This is a genomic window from Pelomonas sp. SE-A7 (assembly GCF_030345705.1).
Lineage (GTDB): Bacteria > Pseudomonadota > Gammaproteobacteria > Burkholderiales > Burkholderiaceae_C > JAUASW01.
The window spans coordinates 240,337-257,490 of record NZ_JAUASW010000002.1 but is presented as its reverse complement, the minus strand read 5'-3'; the positions used below and the strand labels follow the sequence as shown (position 1 = coordinate 257,490).

The window sequence follows — 17,154 nt, the reverse complement described above, 5'->3', positions numbered from 1 at the left end:
CATGGCCGTTACCGTCGAAACCCTCGAAAAGCTCGAACGCCGCATCACGCTCACGCTGGCGGCCGCTGACATCAACAGCGAAGTCGAGACCCGCCTGAAGAAGCTGGCCCGTACCGTCAAGGCCGACGGTTTCCGTCCCGGCAAGGTGCCGATGAGCGTCGTGGCCCAGCGCTACGGCTACTCGGTGCAGTACGAAGTGATGAACGACAAGCTCGGCGAAGCCTTCGCCAGCGCCGCCAACGAAGCCAAGCTGCGCGTTGCCGGCATGCCGCGCATCGCCCAGAAGGACCAGGCTGCCGAAGGCACCATGGCTTTCGACGCCACCTTCGAGATCTATCCGGAAGTCAAGATCGGTGACCTGGCCACGGCCGAGGTCGAGCGCGTCGCCAGCGACGTCAGCGAAGAAGCTATCGACAAGACCGTCGAGATCCTGCGCAAGCAGCGCCGCACCTTCGCCCAGCGCGCTGCGGCCGATGTGGTGGCCGAAGGCGACCGCGTGACCATCGACTTCGAAGGCAAGATCGACGGCGAGCCGTTCGCCGGCGGCAAGGCCGAAGGCTTCCAGTTTCTGGTCGGCGAAGGCCAGATGCTCGAGGCTTTCGAGAAGGCAGTGCGCGGCATGAAGTCGGGCGAAAGCAAGACCTTCCCGCTGGCCTTCCCGGCTGACTATCACGGTGCTGACGTCGCCGGCAAGGAAGCTGACTTCCTGGTCACGATCAAGAAGGTCGAGGCCCAGCACCTGCCCGAAGTGAACGAGGCCTTCGCCAAGGCCCTTGGCATCAAGGACGGCACGGTCGAGGCCCTGCGCGCCGACATCAAGAAGAACCTTGAGCGCGAAGTGAAGTTCCGCGTGCTGGCCCGCAACAAGGCCGCCGTGATGGATGCCCTGGTCGCCGTGGCCGAGCTGGACATCCCGAACGCCCTGGTGGCTGGCGAGACCGAGCGCATGGTCGCCGGTGCCCGCGAAGACCTGAAGAAGCGCGGCGTCAAGGATGCTGACAAGGCCCCGATTCCCGAAGAGCTGTTCAAGCCGCAGGCCGAGCGCCGCGTGCGCCTGGGCCTGGTCGTCGGCGAGCTGGTCCGTGCCAACAACCTGCAAGCCAAGCCCGAGCAACTGCAAGCCCACATCGAAGAGCTGTCGCAGAGCTATGAAAAGCCGGCCGACGTGGTCCGCTGGTACCTGAGCGACCGCGAGCGCCTGGCTGAAGTCGAGGCTGTCGTTGTCGAGAACAACGTGACCGACTTCGTGCTGGCCAAGGCCAAGATCGTCGACAAAGCCCTGCCGTTCGATGAGCTGATGGCCGCCGGCAACTGATTGCCCGCCGGGTAGTGCCCACCAAGGGCGCCGTGCCGCAAGGCCGGCGCCCTTGTCGTTTCCGGCGGGTCCGTCGGCGAGCGGACATAATCGCCGGACACGCAATGTTTCTTATTCGAGGATTTGCTGCATGAGCGCGCTTGAGACAAGCAACCTGGGCATGGTGCCCATCGTCATCGAACAGTCGGGCCGCGGTGAGCGCGCCTACGACATCTACAGCCGTCTGCTGCGCGAGCGAGTGATCTTCCTGGTCGGCCCGGTCAATGATGCCGTTGCCAACCTGGTCGTTGCCCAGCTGCTCTTCCTGGAGAGCGAGAACCCGGACAAGGACATCAACCTGTACATCAACTCGCCGGGTGGCAGTGTTTCGGCCGGCATGTCGATCTTCGACACGATGAACTTCATCAAGCCCCAGGTCTCGACCCTGTGCATGGGCATGGCGGCCAGCATGGGCGCCTTCCTGCTGGCGGCTGGGGCCAAGGGCAAGCGTTTTGCGCTGCCGAACTCCAAGATCATGATCCACCAGCCGCTGGGCGGTGCACAGGGCCAGGCCACGGACATCGAGATCCACGCCCGCGAGATCCTCAAGACCCGTGACCAGCTGAACAAGATCCTGGCGGAGCGCAGCGGCCAGCCGCTGGAAAAGATCCAGGCCGACACCGAGCGCGACTATTTCATGTCCGCCGACGAGGCCGCAGGCTACGGCCTGATCGACCAGGTGATCAGCAAGCGCCCCTGATCAAAGCGACAACCGGTGCCAACTGGTGCCGCCAAGGGGCCCTTTTCCGAAAAAGGGCCCTCTTCTCATTTGAACTATCATCAGTTCAGGCGACCCGCGCCTGAAGTTTGTCGAGCGAATCCATGGCCGAGAAAAAAGGCAATTCCAGCGAAAAGGTTCTGTACTGCTCCTTCTGCGGCAAGAGCCAGCATGAGGTGAAGAAGCTGATCGCAGGCCCCTCGGTGTTCATCTGCGATGAATGCATCGAGCTGTGCAACGACATCATCCGCGACGAAACGCCGACCGAGGCTCCGCAGGCCCGCGCCAGCAAGTCCGATCTGCCGGTGCCCAGCGAGATCAAGGCCAGCCTGGACAACTACGTGATCGGCCAGGATGTGGCCAAGCGAACCTTGTCGGTGGCGGTCTACAACCACTACAAGCGGCTGCGTCACATGACCGGTGGCGGCGCCAAGGACGGCATTGAGCTGTCCAAGAGCAACATCCTGCTGATTGGTCCGACGGGCTCGGGCAAGACGTTGCTGGCCCAGACGCTGGCACGCCTGCTCAATGTGCCTTTCGTGATCGCCGATGCGACCACGCTGACCGAGGCGGGCTACGTGGGCGAGGATGTCGAGAACATCATCCAGAAGCTGCTGCAGAACTGCAATTACGACGTCGAGCGTGCCCAGCGCGGCATCGTCTATATCGACGAAATCGACAAGATCTCACGCAAGGCCGACAACCCCTCGATCACCCGCGATGTGTCGGGTGAGGGCGTGCAGCAGGCCCTGCTGAAGCTGGTCGAAGGTACGATGGCTTCGGTGCCGCCTCAGGGGGGACGCAAGCATCCCAATCAAGACTTCCTGCAGATCGACACGACCAACATCCTGTTCATCTGCGGCGGTGCTTTCGATGGCCTGGAGAAGGTGATCCAGAACCGTTCAGAGAAGTCCGGCATCGGCTTCAGCGCTTCGGTCACGAGCAAGAGCGAGCGTCGCGTCTCCGAAGTGTTCCGCGAAGTCGAGCCTGAGGACTTGATCAAGTTCGGCCTGATTCCCGAACTGGTCGGCCGCCTGCCGGTGGTCGCCACGCTGGGCGAGCTGACGGAAGACGCCCTGGTGCAGATCCTCACCGAGCCCAAGAACGCCTTGCTGAAGCAGTACCAGCACTTGTTCTCTATGGACGGTGTGGAGCTTGAGGTCCGGCCATCGGCTTTGGGTGCGATTGCGCGCAAGGCGTTGGCTCGCAAGACCGGTGCCCGCGGTCTGCGCTCCATCATGGAGCATGCGCTGATCGACACCATGTTCGAGTTGCCCGCCCTTGATGGCGTGGCCAAGGTTGTCCTGGACGAGCACAACATCGAGGAGGATGCCAAGCCCCTGCTGGTCTATCGTGAGTCGAAGGCCAGCGCCTGACACCAGCCGCATTGAAAGCCGCCCACCGCCGCCCGCCCAAGCAGCGCCTTGCAATTGTTCTCTCAGGCCATAGATCGGCCTGAGAAAGAGAGGTTTTCATGTCCGGTCATCCCGTTCTGCCCGCCGAACCCATCACCCTGCCGCTGCTGCCGCTGCGAGACGTGGTGGTGTTCCCGCACATGGTGATTCCGCTGTTCGTCGGCCGCCCCAAGTCCATCAAGGCCCTGGAAGCGGCGATGGAAGCCGGCCGCCAGATCATGCTGGTGGCCCAGAAAGCCGCCGGCAAGGACGAGCCCAAGCCCGAAGACATGTTCGAGGTCGGCTGCGTCTCAAGCATCCTGCAGATGCTCAAGCTGCCTGATGGCACGGTGAAGGTGCTGGTGGAAGGCCTGCAACGCGCCAGCACGCAGGAGATCACCGATGGCGAGGAGCATTTCAGCGCCGTCGTGCTGCCTATCCCGCCCGAGGCCGACACCAAACCCGAAGTCGAGGCGCTGCGTCGCGCGGTGACTCAGCAATTTGACCAATACGTCAAGCTTAACAAGAAGATCCCGCCCGAGATCCTGACCTCGATTGCCGGTATCGACGATGCCGGTCGGCTGGCTGACACCATCGCCGCGCATCTGCCGCTGAAGCTGGACGCCAAGCAGGCGGTGCTTGATCTGTCCGAAGTGTCCAAGCGGCTGGAGAAGCTGCTGGATCTGCTCGAGCATGAAGTCGACATCCTGCAGGTGGAAAAGCGCATCCGTGGCCGCGTCAAGCGCCAGATGGAGAAGAGCCAGCGCGAGTACTACCTGAACGAGCAGGTCAAGGCCATCCAGAAGGAGCTGGGCGACGGCGAAGAAGGCGCCGACCTGGAAGAGCTGGACAAGAAGATCCAGGCCGCGCGCATGCCCAAGGAAGCGCGCAAGAAGGCCGAGGCCGAGCTGAAGAAGCTCAAGCTGATGTCGCCGATGTCGGCTGAAGCCACTGTGGTGCGCAACTACATCGACACCCTGGTCGGCCTGCCCTGGAGCAAGAAGACCAAGATCAAGCATGACCTGGGCCATGCCGAGGAAGTGCTGAACGAAGACCATTACGGCCTCGACAAGGTCAAGGACCGCATCCTTGAATATCTTGCGGTGCAGGCGCGCGTCGACAAGGTCAAGGCGCCCATCCTGTGCCTGGTCGGCCCTCCGGGCGTCGGTAAGACCTCGCTCGGCCAGTCGGTGGCGCGCGCCACCGGCCGCAAGTTCGTCCGCATGGCTCTGGGTGGTGTGCGTGACGAAGCTGAGATCCGCGGTCACCGTCGCACCTACATCGGCTCCATGCCGGGCAAGGTGCTGCAGTCGCTGTCCAAGGTGGGTACGCGCAATCCGCTGTTCCTGCTCGACGAGATCGACAAGCTGGGCATGGACTTCCGTGGAGACCCGTCATCGGCTCTGCTGGAAGTGCTGGATCCCGAGCAGAACCACACCTTTGGTGACCACTACATCGAGGTCGACTTCGACCTCAGCGATGTAATGTTTGTGGCCACCTCGAACTCGCTGAACATTCCACCGGCCCTGCTGGATCGGATGGAGGTGATTCGTCTGTCGGGTTACACCGAAGACGAGAAGGTCAACATCGCCCAGCGCTACTTGCTGCCCAAACAGCGCAAGAACAATGGCGTCAAGGACGACGAGATGGACGTCACCGAGTCGGCCATCCGCGGCATTATCCGCTACTACACGCGGGAAGCTGGCGTGCGTTCGCTGGAGCGTGAGATCTCCAAGATCTGCCGCAAGGTGGTCAAGGGCCTGGCGCTCAAGACCTACCAAGGCCAGGTCGTGGTGCACGAGGAAAACCTCAACGACTTCCTGGGCGTACGCAAGTACGACTTCGGCCGTGCCGAGAAGACCAACCAGGTTGGTCAGGTTGTCGGCCTGGCCTGGACGGAAGTCGGTGGCGATCTGTTGACCATCGAAGCTACGGCCATGCCCGGCAAGGGCAACATCATCCGTACCGGCTCGCTGGGCGACGTGATGAAGGAATCGGTCGAGGCCGCGCGCACCGTGGTTCGTTCGCGAGCCCGTCGCCTGGGTATCAAGGACGAGGCTTTTGAGAAGCGCGACGTGCACGTCCACGTGCCGGATGGCGCTACGCCCAAGGACGGCCCGAGTGCTGGTGCCGCGATGACGACCGCCTTCGTTTCGGCCCTGACCGGCATCCCGGTTCGCGCAGACGTGGCGATGACCGGCGAAATCACGCTGCGTGGTGAAGTCACCGCCATCGGTGGCCTGAAGGAAAAGCTGCTCGCGGCTCACCGCGGCGGCATCAAGACCGTGATGATCCCGGAAGAGAACGTCAAGGATCTGCAGGACATTCCGGAGAACGTGAAGAACCAGCTCGAGATCGTGCCGGTGCGCTGGATCGACCGGGTGCTCGAAGTTGCGCTCGAATCGAACCCCGTGCCGTTGCCGGACGAGGAGCCGGCCGTTGCCGCCAAGGCAGAAACTGCAGTGGTGGCACCGCCGACGGCGACTCACTGAACCTGACTCGTGCAAGACGGAAGAGCCTTGCACGAGTAGAGAAATTCGGTATAGAATAGCTGCTTCAGCGCAGACGGCGCAGGACCTAAAGTCCAGCGAGCAGTGTGTTGAAACTATGCGGGTGTAGCTCAGTTGGTAGAGCGCGACCTTGCCAAGGTCGAGGTCACGAGTTCGAGCCTCGTTACCCGCTCCAGGCACATGATGGGAAGCCCAGGCTTCCCATTTTTATCGGCAGCACCAAAGGCCGGTAATGAATTGATGGTTTCTTCGGCGCGGTAGCAAAGCGGTTATGCACCGGATTGCAAATCCGTGTAGGTCGGTTCGACTCCGGCCCGCGCCTCCAGAAAACATGCGGGTGTAGCTCAGTTGGTAGAGCGCAACCTTGCCAAGGTTGAGGTCACGAGTTCGAGCCTCGTTACCCGCTCCAAGATCCCGGTTCGCGCCGGTCTCTGGTTCACCAAGCCAGAGAGAAATGCGGGTGTAGCTCAGTTGGTAGAGCGCAACCTTGCCAAGGTTGAGGTCACGAGTTCGAGCCTCGTTACCCGCTCCAGTTGGAAGAAAAAAGGGAAGCCAGTCGGCTTCCCTTTTTCGTTGGTGGTGGCGGCCATAATCCGCAGGCTTGGCGCCAGCGCCCGGGTGGTGAAATTGGTAGACGCAGCGGACTTAAAATCCGCGGCCTCGAGAGGGGCGTACGGGTTCGAGTCCCGTCCTGGGCACCAAAGCGCGCGTGAATCGAACCGCTAGGTTCAGAGGCTCGGCCAAACGCCGGCTTGCACTTCCAGGCGCAAATACCAATCGGACGGCAGCGTTCCGGCCCAGACCAGGTTGTGGTGTGGCAGCAGGCGTCGTTTGGCAAAGGTCATTCGGGCGTCGGCCAGGGCCAAAAGAGTGTTGGCCTGCCAGCCCTGGTTGGGCGGGCTTGCTGCGACACCCACAGTTGCCGTCAATGGCCGCAAGCCGCCTAGCTGAGCCAGCGCACTGGCAATCCGATCACGCAGGCGTTCACCCAGTTCGGCCGCGGCCGCCAGGCTGGTTTCGGGCAAGATCACGACGAATTCGTCAGCGCCCATATAGGCCAGGCTCGCACCAGGGGGGAGCAGTTGTTGCAACAGCATTGCCAGTTGGGTCAGTACTTGCTGCGCCTGCGCTGGACCGTGCTCGTCCTGGTAGTCTTTGAAGTGGTCGATGTCCAGCGTGAGCAGGGCCAGTGAGCGGCCAGAGCCCCGAGTGGCCTGCGCCACCGCCTCGAGCGCCGGACGCATGGCCTGTCGATCCAGGACGCCGGCCACGGCTCGCAAGTCAGCATGTGCAATGGGCATGAGGCTCCCGGCGGCATAGTTGATGCCACATGCTAGTCATGCGCTGCACCTCAGCACATGCTCCATATCCCGCGGTATCTGCTTCAGGGTCGGCTGCCGCCCGCCCTGACCACCTCACCGCCCTTCATCACGAAGTCGACCTGCGTCAGCCGATTTACGTCGGCCAATGGATCGCCATCGACCGCGATCAGGTCGGCCAGCTTGCCGGCCTTGAGACTGCCGATCTGGGCGTCCCAGCCCATCAGCTTGGCCGCCTTGAAGGTCGCGGCCTGGATTGCCTGCATGGGCGTCATGCCGTACTTGACCATGTAGGCGAATTGCTTGGCGTTGTCGCCGTGCGGATAGACGCCGGAATCGCTGCCGAACGCCATGGTGGCACCGGCCTTCCAGGCCTTGGCGAAGCTGTCGCGCTGCTGCTGGCCGATCTGCCTTTCCTTCTCCAGCGATTCAGGCAGGATGCCGGCCTTCTCGCCCTCCTGCAGGATGTAGTCATCGTTGTAGATGTCCATGACCAGATAGGTACCGCGGGCCAGGGCCAGCTTGAGCCCTTCGTCATCCAGCAGGCTGACATGCTCGACCGAATCGACCCCCGCCTTGATGGCCTCCACGATGCCACTGGCACCGTGTGCATGGGCCGCCACCTTGCGGCCCAGCTTGTGAGCTTCCTCGACGATGGCCTTCATCTCTTCAGGTGTGTACTGCAGGGCACCCGGCGAATCGCCCTTGCTGAGCACGCCGCCGGTGGCGCAGATCTTGATCAGGTCGGCGCCGTACTTGACCATCTCCCGCACCTTGGCACGTGCGGCCCAGGGGCCATCGGCCACGCCGCGTCCGGTGAATTTGTAGTCGGGCGGCAGCAGGTTGTCGTCGCAATGGCCGCCCTGGATGCCTAGGGCATAGGCCGAGACCTGCATGCGTGGGCCGGGAAAGTCGCCGTCGTTGATGGCATCTCGCAAGGCCACGTCACCAAACCCCGAGGCGCCCACGTTGCGGACGGTAGTGAAGCCGGCCATCAGCGTCAGTCTGGCAGCTCTCACGCCGTAGAGCGCGGCCCGGGTGTCCGAGACTCCCAGTTGCTTGTAACCCTGCAGTTGCGCGTCGGCAGTCAGGTGCGTGTGGACATCGATCAGCCCCGGCAGCACGGTGCTGCGACTCAGGTCGATGAGCCTGGCTCCGCTTGGAATTTGGGTCTGCGCGGCCGGGCCGACAGCCTTGATCTTGTCGCCCTGGATCAGCAGGACCTGGTCGTTCAAGACACGGCCGGCTTCCACGTCGACCAGCCTGCCCGCCTTGATGGCCACCAGCGGAGGCTCGGCGGCCAGTGTGGCCGTCGCTAGAAACGCCAGCCCAAGGGCAGCAAGAAGGCGGGGCTTGGACGACAGCAACATGCGGTTCTCCGTGATGACAGGCGCACGATGATAGGCGTCACTGGCCTGTGCCACACTGCGGGCCGCGCCAGGTGGGCGCCGAGGAGCGATGCGTGGGAATGTTCGACCAGGACCTGCTGAACGAAGGCGTCCGCAAGCGCGAGGTGTTGGGCTGGTCGATGTACGACTTTGCCAACTCGGGCTACACCACGGTCGTCCTGACCGCGGTCTACAACGCGTACTTCGTCGGCGTGATCGCAGAGAACAGCCCGTCGGCCACGCTACTTTGGACCTTGCTGATCGCGCTCTCGAGCCTGATCGTGATGCTGAGCATGCCGGTGCTGGGCGCCTACGCTGATCGCCACGGAGCCAAGAAGCGGCTGCTGCTGGCGACGACGGCGGGCTGCGTGGTCAGCACCATCGGCCTCGGCCTGGCCGGGCGCGGCGAGATCGTCGCTGCCGGTATGGCCGTCGTGATTTCCAATTGCTGCTACTCCTACGGCGAATCGCTGATCGCCTCTTTCCTGCCGGAACTCGCGCGGCGCGATGCCTTGGGTCGCGTCTCCGGCTGGGGCTGGGCGTTCGGCTATTTCGGCGGCATGCTCTCGCTGGGACTGAGCCTCGCCTATGTGCTGCACGCGCAGGCGCAGGGCAAGCCAGCAACCGAGTTCGTGCCGGTCACCATGTACATCACGGCCGTGGTCTACGCCGTGGCGGCGATCCCGACCTTCCTGCTGCTTCGTGAACGCGCCTTGCCCGACCTGAGCAAGCCCAAGGCCTCGGGTCTGGCGACGCTATGGGCCTCGTGGCAGAAGGCGCGCTCCTATCCCGACTTCCTGCGCCTGCTGGCCTGCGGCACCAGCTACCAGGCCGGCATCTCGGTGGTGATCGCGCTGGCGGCGGTCTATGCGGAACAGGCCCTGGGCTTCAAACAGGCGCAGACCATGGCCCTGGTCTTCCTCGTCAACATCGCCTCCGCGATCGGCGCCTTCGGCTTCGGCTATTTCGAGGATCGCGTCGGTCATCAGCGCGCGCTCTCGATCACGCTGTGGGGTTGGATCCTGATGGTGACGCTGGCCTACCTGGCGACCGATGCCACCTTGTTCTGGATCGCCGCCGTCATTGCCGGCCTGTGCATGGGCTCCAGCCAGAGCTGTGGCCGGGCGCTGGCCGGCAGCTTCGCGCCTGCCGCGAGCCTGGCCGAGTTCTTTGGCCTCTGGACCTTTGCAACCCGGCTGGCCGCCATCATCGGCCCGCTCAGCTACGGCCTGATCACCTGGGCCAGCGGCGGCAACCACCGCCTGGGCATCCTGGGTACAGGCGTGTTCTTCGTGGTCGGCTGGTTGGTCCTGCGCGGCATCGACCTGCAGCGCGGCATCGATGCCGCGCATCGCCAGAGCGCCTAGATGACGACCGCTTCTGCCTGGACCTGCCAGCCCAACATCTGATTTGCAAAGCGGGTTAGGGTGGCGGCATCGCCGGTCGTGGCCAGCTGCAGACCACCTTGCGCCGGTGCGATCGACAGCGCTTCCCATAGCCGTCGCGCCTGCTGCGCCACGGCCGTCTCGATATTGAGCAGACGTACCTGGGGGCCCAGGGCCTGCTGCAACTCGGTCTGGACGAAGGGGTAATGCGTGCAGCCCATCAGCACGGTATCGACGCCAGCCTCGCGCAGCGGCGCGCATTGCTGCTCAATCAGCTCTGCGAGTTCGGGGCTCTGCAAATTGCCGCGTTCGATCAGGTCGGCAAGTCCGGGGCAGGGCTGGCTGAAGACCTCGGCGCTTCCGGCGTGCCGATGCACTAGCGTACGGTAGCGCTGGCTGGCAATCGTCGCCGGAGTCGCCAGCACGCCCACCCGGCCATTGCTGCTCGCTGCCACGGCGGGCTTGATACCGGGCTCCGTGCCGACGATAGGCAATCCCGGCCAGCGCTCTCGCAGCGCCTGGATCGCATGCGCAGTCGCGGTGTTGCAGGCGATGACGATCAGCCGCGCGCCCTGGTCCAGTAGTCGCTGGGTCAGCCGGGTGCTGCGCTCGGCCAGGAAGGCCGGGCTTCGCTCGCCATAGGGGGCATAAGCCGCATCGGCGATGTAGTGAAGTGGCACATCCGGCAGCTGACGGTGCAGTTCGCGCAGCACAGTCAGGCCGCCGACGCCGGAGTCGAACACGCCGATGCTTGGGGAAACGGGGGCAGCAGTCATCGCGGCCGGCAGTCTAGCGGCGAGCGGGGAGCCGGCGCGCCATGGTTAGAATCGAACGATCGTGCTATTTTTCCACCTCCCAGGCCTCGCAGAGACATCCAGGTGACTCTGAGGCCTCGACGGTGGCCCGTAGAATCTCTAATTAACGTTAACGTCAATCAGGCTCTGGAGTGCTGCGATGAAGGTATTGGTCCCTGTCAAACGCGTCGTCGACTACAACGTCAAGGTGCGCGTCAAGAGCGATGGCACTGGCGTGGACATCGCCAACGTCAAGATGTCGATGAACCCCTTCGACGAGATCGCCGTCGAAGAGGCCGTGCGCCTGAAGGAAAAGGGCGTGATCACCGAGGTGATCGCCGTCTCCTGCGGTGTCACGCAGTGCCAGGAAACCCTGCGCACCGCCATGGCCATCGGTGCCGACCGCGCCATCCTGGTCGAGACCGATGCCGAACTGCAGCCGCTGGCCGTGGCCAAGCTGCTCAAGGCCCTGGTCGACAAGGAACAGCCGCAGCTGGTGATCCTGGGCAAGCAGGCTATCGACGACGACTGCAACCAGACCGGCCAGATGCTGGCCGCACTGACCGGCATGCCCCAGGGCACCTTCGCCTCCAAGGTCGAAGCGGCCGACGGCAAGGTGGCCGTGACCCGCGAGGTGGACGGTGGCCTGGAGACCGTGTCGCTGGCCCTGCCGGCCGTGATCACCACCGACCTGCGCCTGAACGAGCCGCGCTACGTCACCCTGCCCAACATCATGAAGGCCAAGAAGAAGCAGCTGGACATCGTCAAGCCGGCCGACCTGGGCGTGGACGTGACGCCGCGCATCAAGACGCTGAAGGTCGAAGAGCCCGCCAAGCGCGGCGCCGGCGTCAAGGTGCCCGATGTGGCCACCCTGGTGAGCAAGCTGAAGAACGAAGCCAAGGTCATCTGAGCCTCGTCCGCTGAACACAAGATTTGGAGATTCGACTCATGACCGCTCTCGTCATTGCTGAACACGACAACGCCTCGATCAAGGGCGCCACGCTGAACACTGTCACGGCCGCCGCCGCCTGCGGTGGTGATGTGCACGTGTTGGTGGCCGGCTCGAATGCCGCTGCCGCCGCAGCCGCTGCCGCGCAGATCGCTGGTGTTGCCAAGGTCCTGCACGCCGATGCTGCAGCCCTGGCCGAAGGCCTGGCCGAAAACCTGGCCGCCCAGGTGATCGCCATCGCCGGCAACTACAGCCACATCCTGTTCCCCGCCACCGCCTCGGGCAAGAACGTCGCTCCGCGCGTCGCCGCGCTGCTGGACGTGGCCCAGGTCAGCGACATCACCAAGGTCGTCAGCGCCGACACCTTCGTGCGCCCGATCTACGCCGGCAACGCCATCGCCACCGTGCAATCGAGCGACGCCACGAAGGTTGTCACCGTGCGTACCACCGGCTTCGACCCGGCTGCCGCCACCGGTGGCTCGGCCGCTGTTGAAAGCATCGCCGCCGCCGCCGACAGCGGCAAGAGCAGCTTCGTCGGCCGCGAGGTCACCAAGAGCGACCGCCCCGAGCTGACCGCCGCCAAGATCATCGTGTCCGGTGGCCGCGCCCTGGGTTCCAGCGACAAGTTCAATGAAGTGCTGACGCCGCTGGCCGACAAGCTGGGCGCCGCCCTGGGTGCTTCGCGCGCCGCGGTGGACGCCGGCTACGCGCCGAACGACTGGCAGGTCGGCCAGACCGGCAAGATCGTCGCCCCGCAGCTCTACATCGCCGCCGGCATCAGCGGCGCGATCCAGCATCTGGCCGGCATGAAGGACTCCAAGGTGATCGTCGCGATCAACAAGGATCCGGAAGCCCCGATCTTCTCGGTGGCCGACTACGGCCTCGAGGCCGACCTGTTCACGGCCGTGCCGGAACTGGTCAGCAGCCTTTAAGTTTTCGTCAGAGAGAGACAGCCTAAACGGGGCGCCGCCACCAGAGGTCGCGGCGCCCTTCTTGTATCCGGAGACAAAGCCATGAGCTACCGTGCCCCCGTCAAAGACATGCTGTTCGACATGCAGCATCTCGCTGGCCTGCAGGCCCTGACCGAACAGATTCCCAGCTTCGCCGACTATGGCGTCGATACTGCCCAGGCCGTGCTGGAGGAATGCGCCAAGCTGAACGAAGACGTGGTGGCCCCCACGAACGTCGAAGGCGACAAGAACCCCTCGTACTGGAAAGACGGCAATGTCTTCACCAGCAAGGGCTTCAAGGAAGCGTTCCGCCAGTTCGCTGAGGGCGGCTGGCAAGGCCTGCAACATCCGGCCGAGTACGGTGGCCAGGCCCTGCCCAAGACGATCGGTGCCGCCTGCGGCGAGATGGTCAACAGCGCCAACCTGAGCTTCGCCCTGTGCCCGCTGCTGACGGACGGTGCAATTGAGGCGCTGTTGACCGCCGGCTCGGAAGAGCAGAAGTCCACCTATATCCCGCATCTGATCGATGGCAGCTGGACCGGCACCATGAACCTGACCGAGCCGCAAGCCGGCTCGGATCTGGCGGCGGTGCGCACCCGCGCCGAGCCGCAGGCCGATGGCACCTACAAGATCTTCGGAACCAAGATCTTCATCACCTATGGTGAGCACGACATGGCCGAGAACATCGTCCATCTGGTGCTGGCCCGCGTGGTGGGTGCGCCGGAAGGCGTGAAGGGCATCAGCCTCTTCATCGTGCCGAAGTTCATGGTCAATGCCGACGGCTCGCTGGGCGCGCGCAACGACGCGCATTGCGTCTCCATCGAGCACAAGATGGGCATCAAGGCCAGCCCGACGGCGGTCCTGCAGTTCGGTGATCACGGCGGCGCCGTGGGTTACTTGATTGGCCAGGAGAACCGCGGCCTCGAGTACATGTTCGTGATGATGAACGCGGCCCGCTTTGGCGTCGGCGTGCAGGGAATCGCCGTCGCCGAGCGTTCCTACCAACATGCCGTGGCCTATGCCCGCGACCGCGTGCAGTCGCGTCCGGTCGACGGCTCCAAGCCCGGTGCCGCCACCATCATTCACCACCCCGATGTGCGCCGCATGCTGATGACCATGCGCTCGCTGATCGAAGGCTCGCGCGCCATGTCCATCGTGGCCGCCGCAGCGTATGACGCGGCCCACCACCATCCGGATGCCGAGGCCCGCAAGCAGAACCAGGCCTTCTATGAATTCATGGTGCCCCTGGTCAAGGGCTACAGCACCGAGATGAGCCTGGAGGTCACCGACCTCGGCGTGCAGGTCCATGGCGGTATGGGCTTCATCGAGGAGACCGGCGCGGCCCAGTACTACCGCGATGCCAAGATCCTGACCATCTACGAAGGCACGACCGCGATCCAGGCCAACGACCTGGTGGGTCGCAAGACCACGCGCGACGGTGGCACGCTGGCCAAGGCCGTTGCCGGCCAGATCGAGAAGACCGAAGCCGAGCTGGCCGCCCGTGGCAGTGCGTCATCGCAGTCGGTGGCCAAGCGCCTGAAGGCGGCCCGCGAGGCCTATCTGCAAGCCGTCGAGTTCATCGCGGTTCAGGGCAAGGGCAACCCGAATGCCGCCTATGCCGGCTCGGTGCCCTACCTGATGCTGGCCGGCAACCTGGTCGCGGGCTGGCAGCTGGCCCGCTCGCTGATCGTGGCCGAGGACAAGCAGGCCGAGGACGCCGACTTCATGGCCGCCAAGGTCGCGACCGCGCGCTTCTACGCCGAGCACATCCTGCCGCGCTGCGGTGCGCTGCGCGATGCCATCGTCGAGGGCGCTGACAGCGTCACCGCCCTGTCCCTGGACGCCTTCTAAGCACCTTTGTAGTCATGGCACTGCCCCCCATCCTCAAGAACCTGCCCCTGCCCATCATCGGCTCGCCGCTGTTCATCATCAGCAATCCGAAGCTGGTGATCGCGCAGTGCAAGGCCGGCGTGGTCGGCTCGATGCCGGCGCTCAACGCGCGCCCGGCCGAGCTGCTTGAAGAGTGGTTGAAAGAAATCACCACCGAGCTGGCCGCCTACAACGCGGCCAATCCGGACAAGCCGGCGGCACCTTTTGCCATCAACCAGATCGTGCACAAGAGCAATGACCGGCTCGAGCACGACATGGCCCTGTGCGCGAAGTACAAGGTGCCCATCATCATCACGAGCCTCGGTGCTCGCGAGGATGTGAACGCGGCAGTGCATGGTTGGGGCGGCATCGTGCTGCACGACATCATCAACAACAAGTTCGCCAAGAAGGCGATCGAGAAGGGCGCCGACGGCCTGATCGCCGTCGCGGCCGGTGCGGGCGGCCATGCAGGCGTGAAGAGTCCGTTCGCGCTGATCCACGAGATCCGCGAATGGTTCGACGGCCCGCTGGCACTGTCCGGCTCGATGGCCACCGGCGACGCGGTGCTTGCGGCGCAAGCGATGGGCGCCGACTTCGCCTACATCGGCTCGGCGTTCATCGCGACGGAAGAAGCACGCGCGCCGGCCGAGTACAAGCAGATGATCGTGGACAGCAACAGCGACGACATCGTCTACAGCAGCCTGTTCACCGGCGTGCACGGCAACTACCTGCGCGGCTCCATCGTGGCCTCGGGCATGGACCCCGAGAACCTGCCCGAGGGCGATGTGAAGACCATGGACTTCGGTGGCGCTGGCGCCAAGAAGGCCTGGAAGGACATCTGGGGCAGCGGCCAGGGCATAGGCGCGGTGCGCGAGGTCGTGCCGGCGGCCCAACTGGTCGCGCGCCTGGCTCGCGAATACCAGGCTGCGCGCCAGCGTCTCAGCCTTACCTGACCCAGGTCCGCCAGCTCACCGGGTTGTCATTGGCCCGGTGCGGCGCCTCGACGTTGGCACGCATGGCCCACGGCCGCATCTGGTGGTGCAGGGGGATGAAGAACACTTCGTCCCGCACCCTCACCAGGGCCTCGCGAATCTGGGCATTGCGCTTGGCCACGTCGGTCTCGACCTTCATCGCGTCGACCAGCTGATCGACCTTGGCGTCACTGACGCGCGAGAAGTTTGAGTGGCCGTCCGGCCCGCTGGTGCGGGTGCGGATGATGTCCTGCAGCGTGTACTGGCCGTCGAAGGTGGCCACGCCCCAGCCCAGCAGGTAGAGCGGCGATTCGAAGCGCTGGTAGGTCTGCGTGTGCTGCGACCAGGGCTGGGCCGTCAGCCGGGCCTTGATGTCCAGCTTGGCCCACATGGAGACCACGGCCAGGCAGATCTCCTCGTCGTTCACGTAGCGGTTGTTGGGGCAGTGGAAGGGCACTTCGAAGCCCTGGCCATAGCCGGCCTCGGCCAGCAGGGCCTTGGCGCGTACCAGGTCGGCCTTGGGCGCCACGTCGATGTCGGGCGTATTGCCATTGACGCTGGGCGGCACCATCAGGGCGGCCGGAATCGAATAGCCGCGCATGATGGTGCGCTTGATCGCCTCGCGGTCGATGGCGATGGACAGGGCCTCGCGCACCCGCTTGTCCTTGAACGGATTCTTGCCCTTGACGCTGGCGCCCTTGAGCTCGTCGCTGCCCAGGTCCATGGCGATGAAGATGGTGCGGTTCTCGGCACCCTCGATCACCTTCAGCCGCGAGTCGGTCTTGAGCCTGGCCACGTCCTGTGTGGGCAGGTCGGTCAGCAGGTCCACGTCACCCGAGAGCAGGGCGGCCACGCGGGTCGGGTCGCTCTTGATCGGCAGGTAGCTCAGCTCGGTGACATTGCCGCGGTTCTTGATGTCCCACCAGTCTTCATTGGCCACCATGGTCAGCTTCTGGTCGGGCTGCCAGGCGGTGATCTTGTAGGGGCCAGTGCCCATCGCATTGCGCGAGGCGTAGCTGTCTTCCTTGGCCTTGTAGTCCTGGGTGTTCTGGGCTTTGTTCTTCTCGGCCCAGGCCTTGCTCATGATGCGGAAGTTGGGCAGGTTGCGCAGCAGCAGCGGCGTGGGCGCGCTGAGCACCAGCTCCACCGTGTGGCTGTCGATCTTCTTCACTTCCTTGATGCCGGTGACGTAGATCTGCATGTTTCCCTGCGGCTGCATCACGCGGCCGTGGCTGAAGACCACGTCGTCGGCGGTGAAGGGAGAACCGTCATGGAACTTGACGCCCTTGCGCAGCTCGAAGCGCCACAGCGTCGGCGTGACCATGGTCCACTTGGTCGCCAGGCAGGGCTCGGGCTCGTACTTGGCGTCCATGCGGGTCAGGCCCTCGTAGGCATGGGCCAGCAGGCCGGTGGTCGTCGAATGGTTCTGCGAATGCGGGTCCAGCGTCAGCACGTCGTTCTGCGCCGCCCAGCGCAAGGCATTGGCCGAGGCCAGGCCGTAGGCCAGCGACAGCAGGGCCAGGGTGAAGCCACGATGCAGGCTCTTGCTCATG

At 64.3% G+C, this 17,154-nt stretch carries 13 protein-coding genes and 5 tRNA genes; 14 read left to right on the top strand and 4 right to left on the bottom strand.

Annotated features, from left to right (window positions below; all coding sequences use genetic code 11):
- Position 1 precedes the first annotated feature (1 nt).
- The 9 genes from tig (at position 2) to QT382_RS15185 (ending at position 6,677) form a co-directional block, all read left to right on the top strand.
- Complete coding sequence (gene tig / locus QT382_RS15225) at positions 2-1,315, top strand: trigger factor (protein ID WP_289254946.1); 1,314 nt, start codon at positions 2-4, stop codon at positions 1,313-1,315.
- 130 nt (positions 1,316-1,445) lie between these two features.
- On the top strand, positions 1,446-2,054 hold the full coding sequence (gene clpP / locus QT382_RS15220) for an ATP-dependent Clp endopeptidase proteolytic subunit ClpP (RefSeq protein ID WP_289254945.1): 609 nt from the start codon (positions 1,446-1,448) through the stop codon (positions 2,052-2,054).
- Positions 2,055-2,176: 122 nt separating this feature from the next.
- On the top strand, positions 2,177-3,448 hold the full coding sequence (clpX, locus tag QT382_RS15215; protein ID WP_289254944.1) for an ATP-dependent Clp protease ATP-binding subunit ClpX: 1,272 nt from the start codon (positions 2,177-2,179) through the stop codon (positions 3,446-3,448).
- Between the two features lie 98 nt (positions 3,449-3,546).
- Positions 3,547-5,958, top strand: a complete 2,412-nt coding sequence (gene lon, locus QT382_RS15210) for an endopeptidase La (RefSeq protein ID WP_289254943.1) — start codon at positions 3,547-3,549, stop codon at positions 5,956-5,958.
- 117 nt (positions 5,959-6,075) lie between these two features.
- Positions 6,076-6,151, top strand: a tRNA-Gly gene (locus tag QT382_RS15205).
- Between the two features lie 76 nt (positions 6,152-6,227).
- Positions 6,228-6,301: transfer RNA gene (locus tag QT382_RS15200), tRNA-Cys, on the top strand.
- An 8-nt stretch (positions 6,302-6,309) separates the two neighbouring features.
- A tRNA-Gly gene (locus QT382_RS15195) sits at positions 6,310-6,385 on the top strand.
- Positions 6,386-6,432: 47 nt separating this feature from the next.
- Positions 6,433-6,508 (top strand) — tRNA-Gly (locus tag QT382_RS15190).
- Positions 6,509-6,588: 80 nt separating this feature from the next.
- Positions 6,589-6,677: transfer RNA gene (locus tag QT382_RS15185), tRNA-Leu, on the top strand.
- A 27-nt stretch (positions 6,678-6,704) separates the two neighbouring features.
- Here QT382_RS15185 and QT382_RS15180 read toward each other — a convergent pair.
- Entirely contained in the window at positions 6,705-7,277 is a 573-nt protein-coding gene (locus QT382_RS15180; RefSeq protein WP_289254942.1) for a GGDEF domain-containing protein, read from the bottom strand.
- A gap of 83 nt (positions 7,278-7,360) precedes the next feature.
- Positions 7,361-8,665 carry a Xaa-Pro dipeptidase gene (locus QT382_RS15175; protein WP_289254941.1) on the bottom strand — a complete coding sequence of 435 codons (1,305 nt, stop codon included), beginning with the start codon at positions 8,663-8,665 and terminating at the stop codon, positions 7,361-7,363.
- Between the two features lie 98 nt (positions 8,666-8,763).
- On the opposite strand from QT382_RS15175, the gene QT382_RS15170 reads away from it, so the two are divergent.
- A complete protein-coding gene (locus tag QT382_RS15170) occupies positions 8,764-10,050 on the top strand; it encodes an MFS transporter (protein WP_353957280.1) in 1,287 nt (428 codons plus the stop codon).
- On the opposite strand, the gene murI is transcribed toward QT382_RS15170, so the two are convergent.
- The gene (gene murI, locus QT382_RS15165) at positions 10,047-10,844 is read right to left on the bottom strand and encodes a glutamate racemase (protein WP_289254939.1); all 798 of its coding nucleotides are present in this window, start codon (positions 10,842-10,844) and stop codon (positions 10,047-10,049) included. The genes QT382_RS15170 and murI overlap by 4 nt on opposite strands.
- Positions 10,845-11,022: 178 nt before the next feature.
- On the opposite strand from murI, the gene QT382_RS15160 reads away from it, so the two are divergent.
- From QT382_RS15160 to QT382_RS15145, 4 genes are all read left to right on the top strand, one after another.
- Complete coding sequence (locus QT382_RS15160) at positions 11,023-11,772, top strand: electron transfer flavoprotein subunit beta/FixA family protein (RefSeq protein ID WP_289254938.1); 750 nt, start codon at positions 11,023-11,025, stop codon at positions 11,770-11,772.
- 38 nt (positions 11,773-11,810) lie between these two features.
- Positions 11,811-12,743 carry an electron transfer flavoprotein subunit alpha/FixB family protein gene (locus QT382_RS15155; RefSeq protein WP_289254937.1) on the top strand — a complete coding sequence of 311 codons (933 nt, stop codon included), beginning with the start codon at positions 11,811-11,813 and terminating at the stop codon, positions 12,741-12,743.
- Between the two features lie 81 nt (positions 12,744-12,824).
- Positions 12,825-14,612, top strand: a complete 1,788-nt coding sequence (locus QT382_RS15150) for an acyl-CoA dehydrogenase (RefSeq protein WP_289254936.1) — start codon at positions 12,825-12,827, stop codon at positions 14,610-14,612.
- 14 nt (positions 14,613-14,626) lie between these two features.
- Complete coding sequence (locus tag QT382_RS15145) at positions 14,627-15,583, top strand: NAD(P)H-dependent flavin oxidoreductase (protein ID WP_289254935.1); 957 nt, start codon at positions 14,627-14,629, stop codon at positions 15,581-15,583.
- Here QT382_RS15145 and QT382_RS15140 read toward each other — a convergent pair.
- A complete protein-coding gene (locus QT382_RS15140) occupies positions 15,576-17,153 on the bottom strand; it encodes an ABC transporter substrate-binding protein (RefSeq protein WP_289254934.1) in 1,578 nt (525 codons plus the stop codon). The genes QT382_RS15145 and QT382_RS15140 overlap by 8 nt on opposite strands.
- Between the last annotated feature and the right edge of the window lies 1 nt (position 17,154).

Bases quoted from the DNA above. Each gene is read 5' to 3' on its own strand.
- tig (WP_289254946.1), top strand. From the start codon at position 2: ATGGCCGTTACCGTCGAAACCCTCGAAAAGCTCGAACGCCGCATCACG.
- clpP (WP_289254945.1), top strand. From the start codon at position 1,446: ATGAGCGCGCTTGAGACAAGCAACCTGGGCATGGTGCCCATCGTCATC.
- clpX (WP_289254944.1), top strand. From the start codon at position 2,177: ATGGCCGAGAAAAAAGGCAATTCCAGCGAAAAGGTTCTGTACTGCTCC.
- lon (WP_289254943.1), top strand. From the start codon at position 3,547: ATGTCCGGTCATCCCGTTCTGCCCGCCGAACCCATCACCCTGCCGCTG.
- QT382_RS15180 (WP_289254942.1), bottom strand. From the start codon at position 7,277: ATGCCCATTGCACATGCTGACTTGCGAGCCGTGGCCGGCGTCCTGGAT.
- QT382_RS15175 (WP_289254941.1), bottom strand. From the start codon at position 8,665: ATGTTGCTGTCGTCCAAGCCCCGCCTTCTTGCTGCCCTTGGGCTGGCG.
- QT382_RS15170 (WP_353957280.1), top strand. From the start codon at position 8,764: ATGTTCGACCAGGACCTGCTGAACGAAGGCGTCCGCAAGCGCGAGGTG.
- murI (WP_289254939.1), bottom strand. From the start codon at position 10,844: ATGACTGCTGCCCCCGTTTCCCCAAGCATCGGCGTGTTCGACTCCGGC.
- QT382_RS15160 (WP_289254938.1), top strand. From the start codon at position 11,023: ATGAAGGTATTGGTCCCTGTCAAACGCGTCGTCGACTACAACGTCAAG.
- QT382_RS15155 (WP_289254937.1), top strand. From the start codon at position 11,811: ATGACCGCTCTCGTCATTGCTGAACACGACAACGCCTCGATCAAGGGC.
- QT382_RS15150 (WP_289254936.1), top strand. From the start codon at position 12,825: ATGAGCTACCGTGCCCCCGTCAAAGACATGCTGTTCGACATGCAGCAT.
- QT382_RS15145 (WP_289254935.1), top strand. From the start codon at position 14,627: ATGGCACTGCCCCCCATCCTCAAGAACCTGCCCCTGCCCATCATCGGC.
- QT382_RS15140 (WP_289254934.1), bottom strand. From the start codon at position 17,153: ATGAGCAAGAGCCTGCATCGTGGCTTCACCCTGGCCCTGCTGTCGCTG.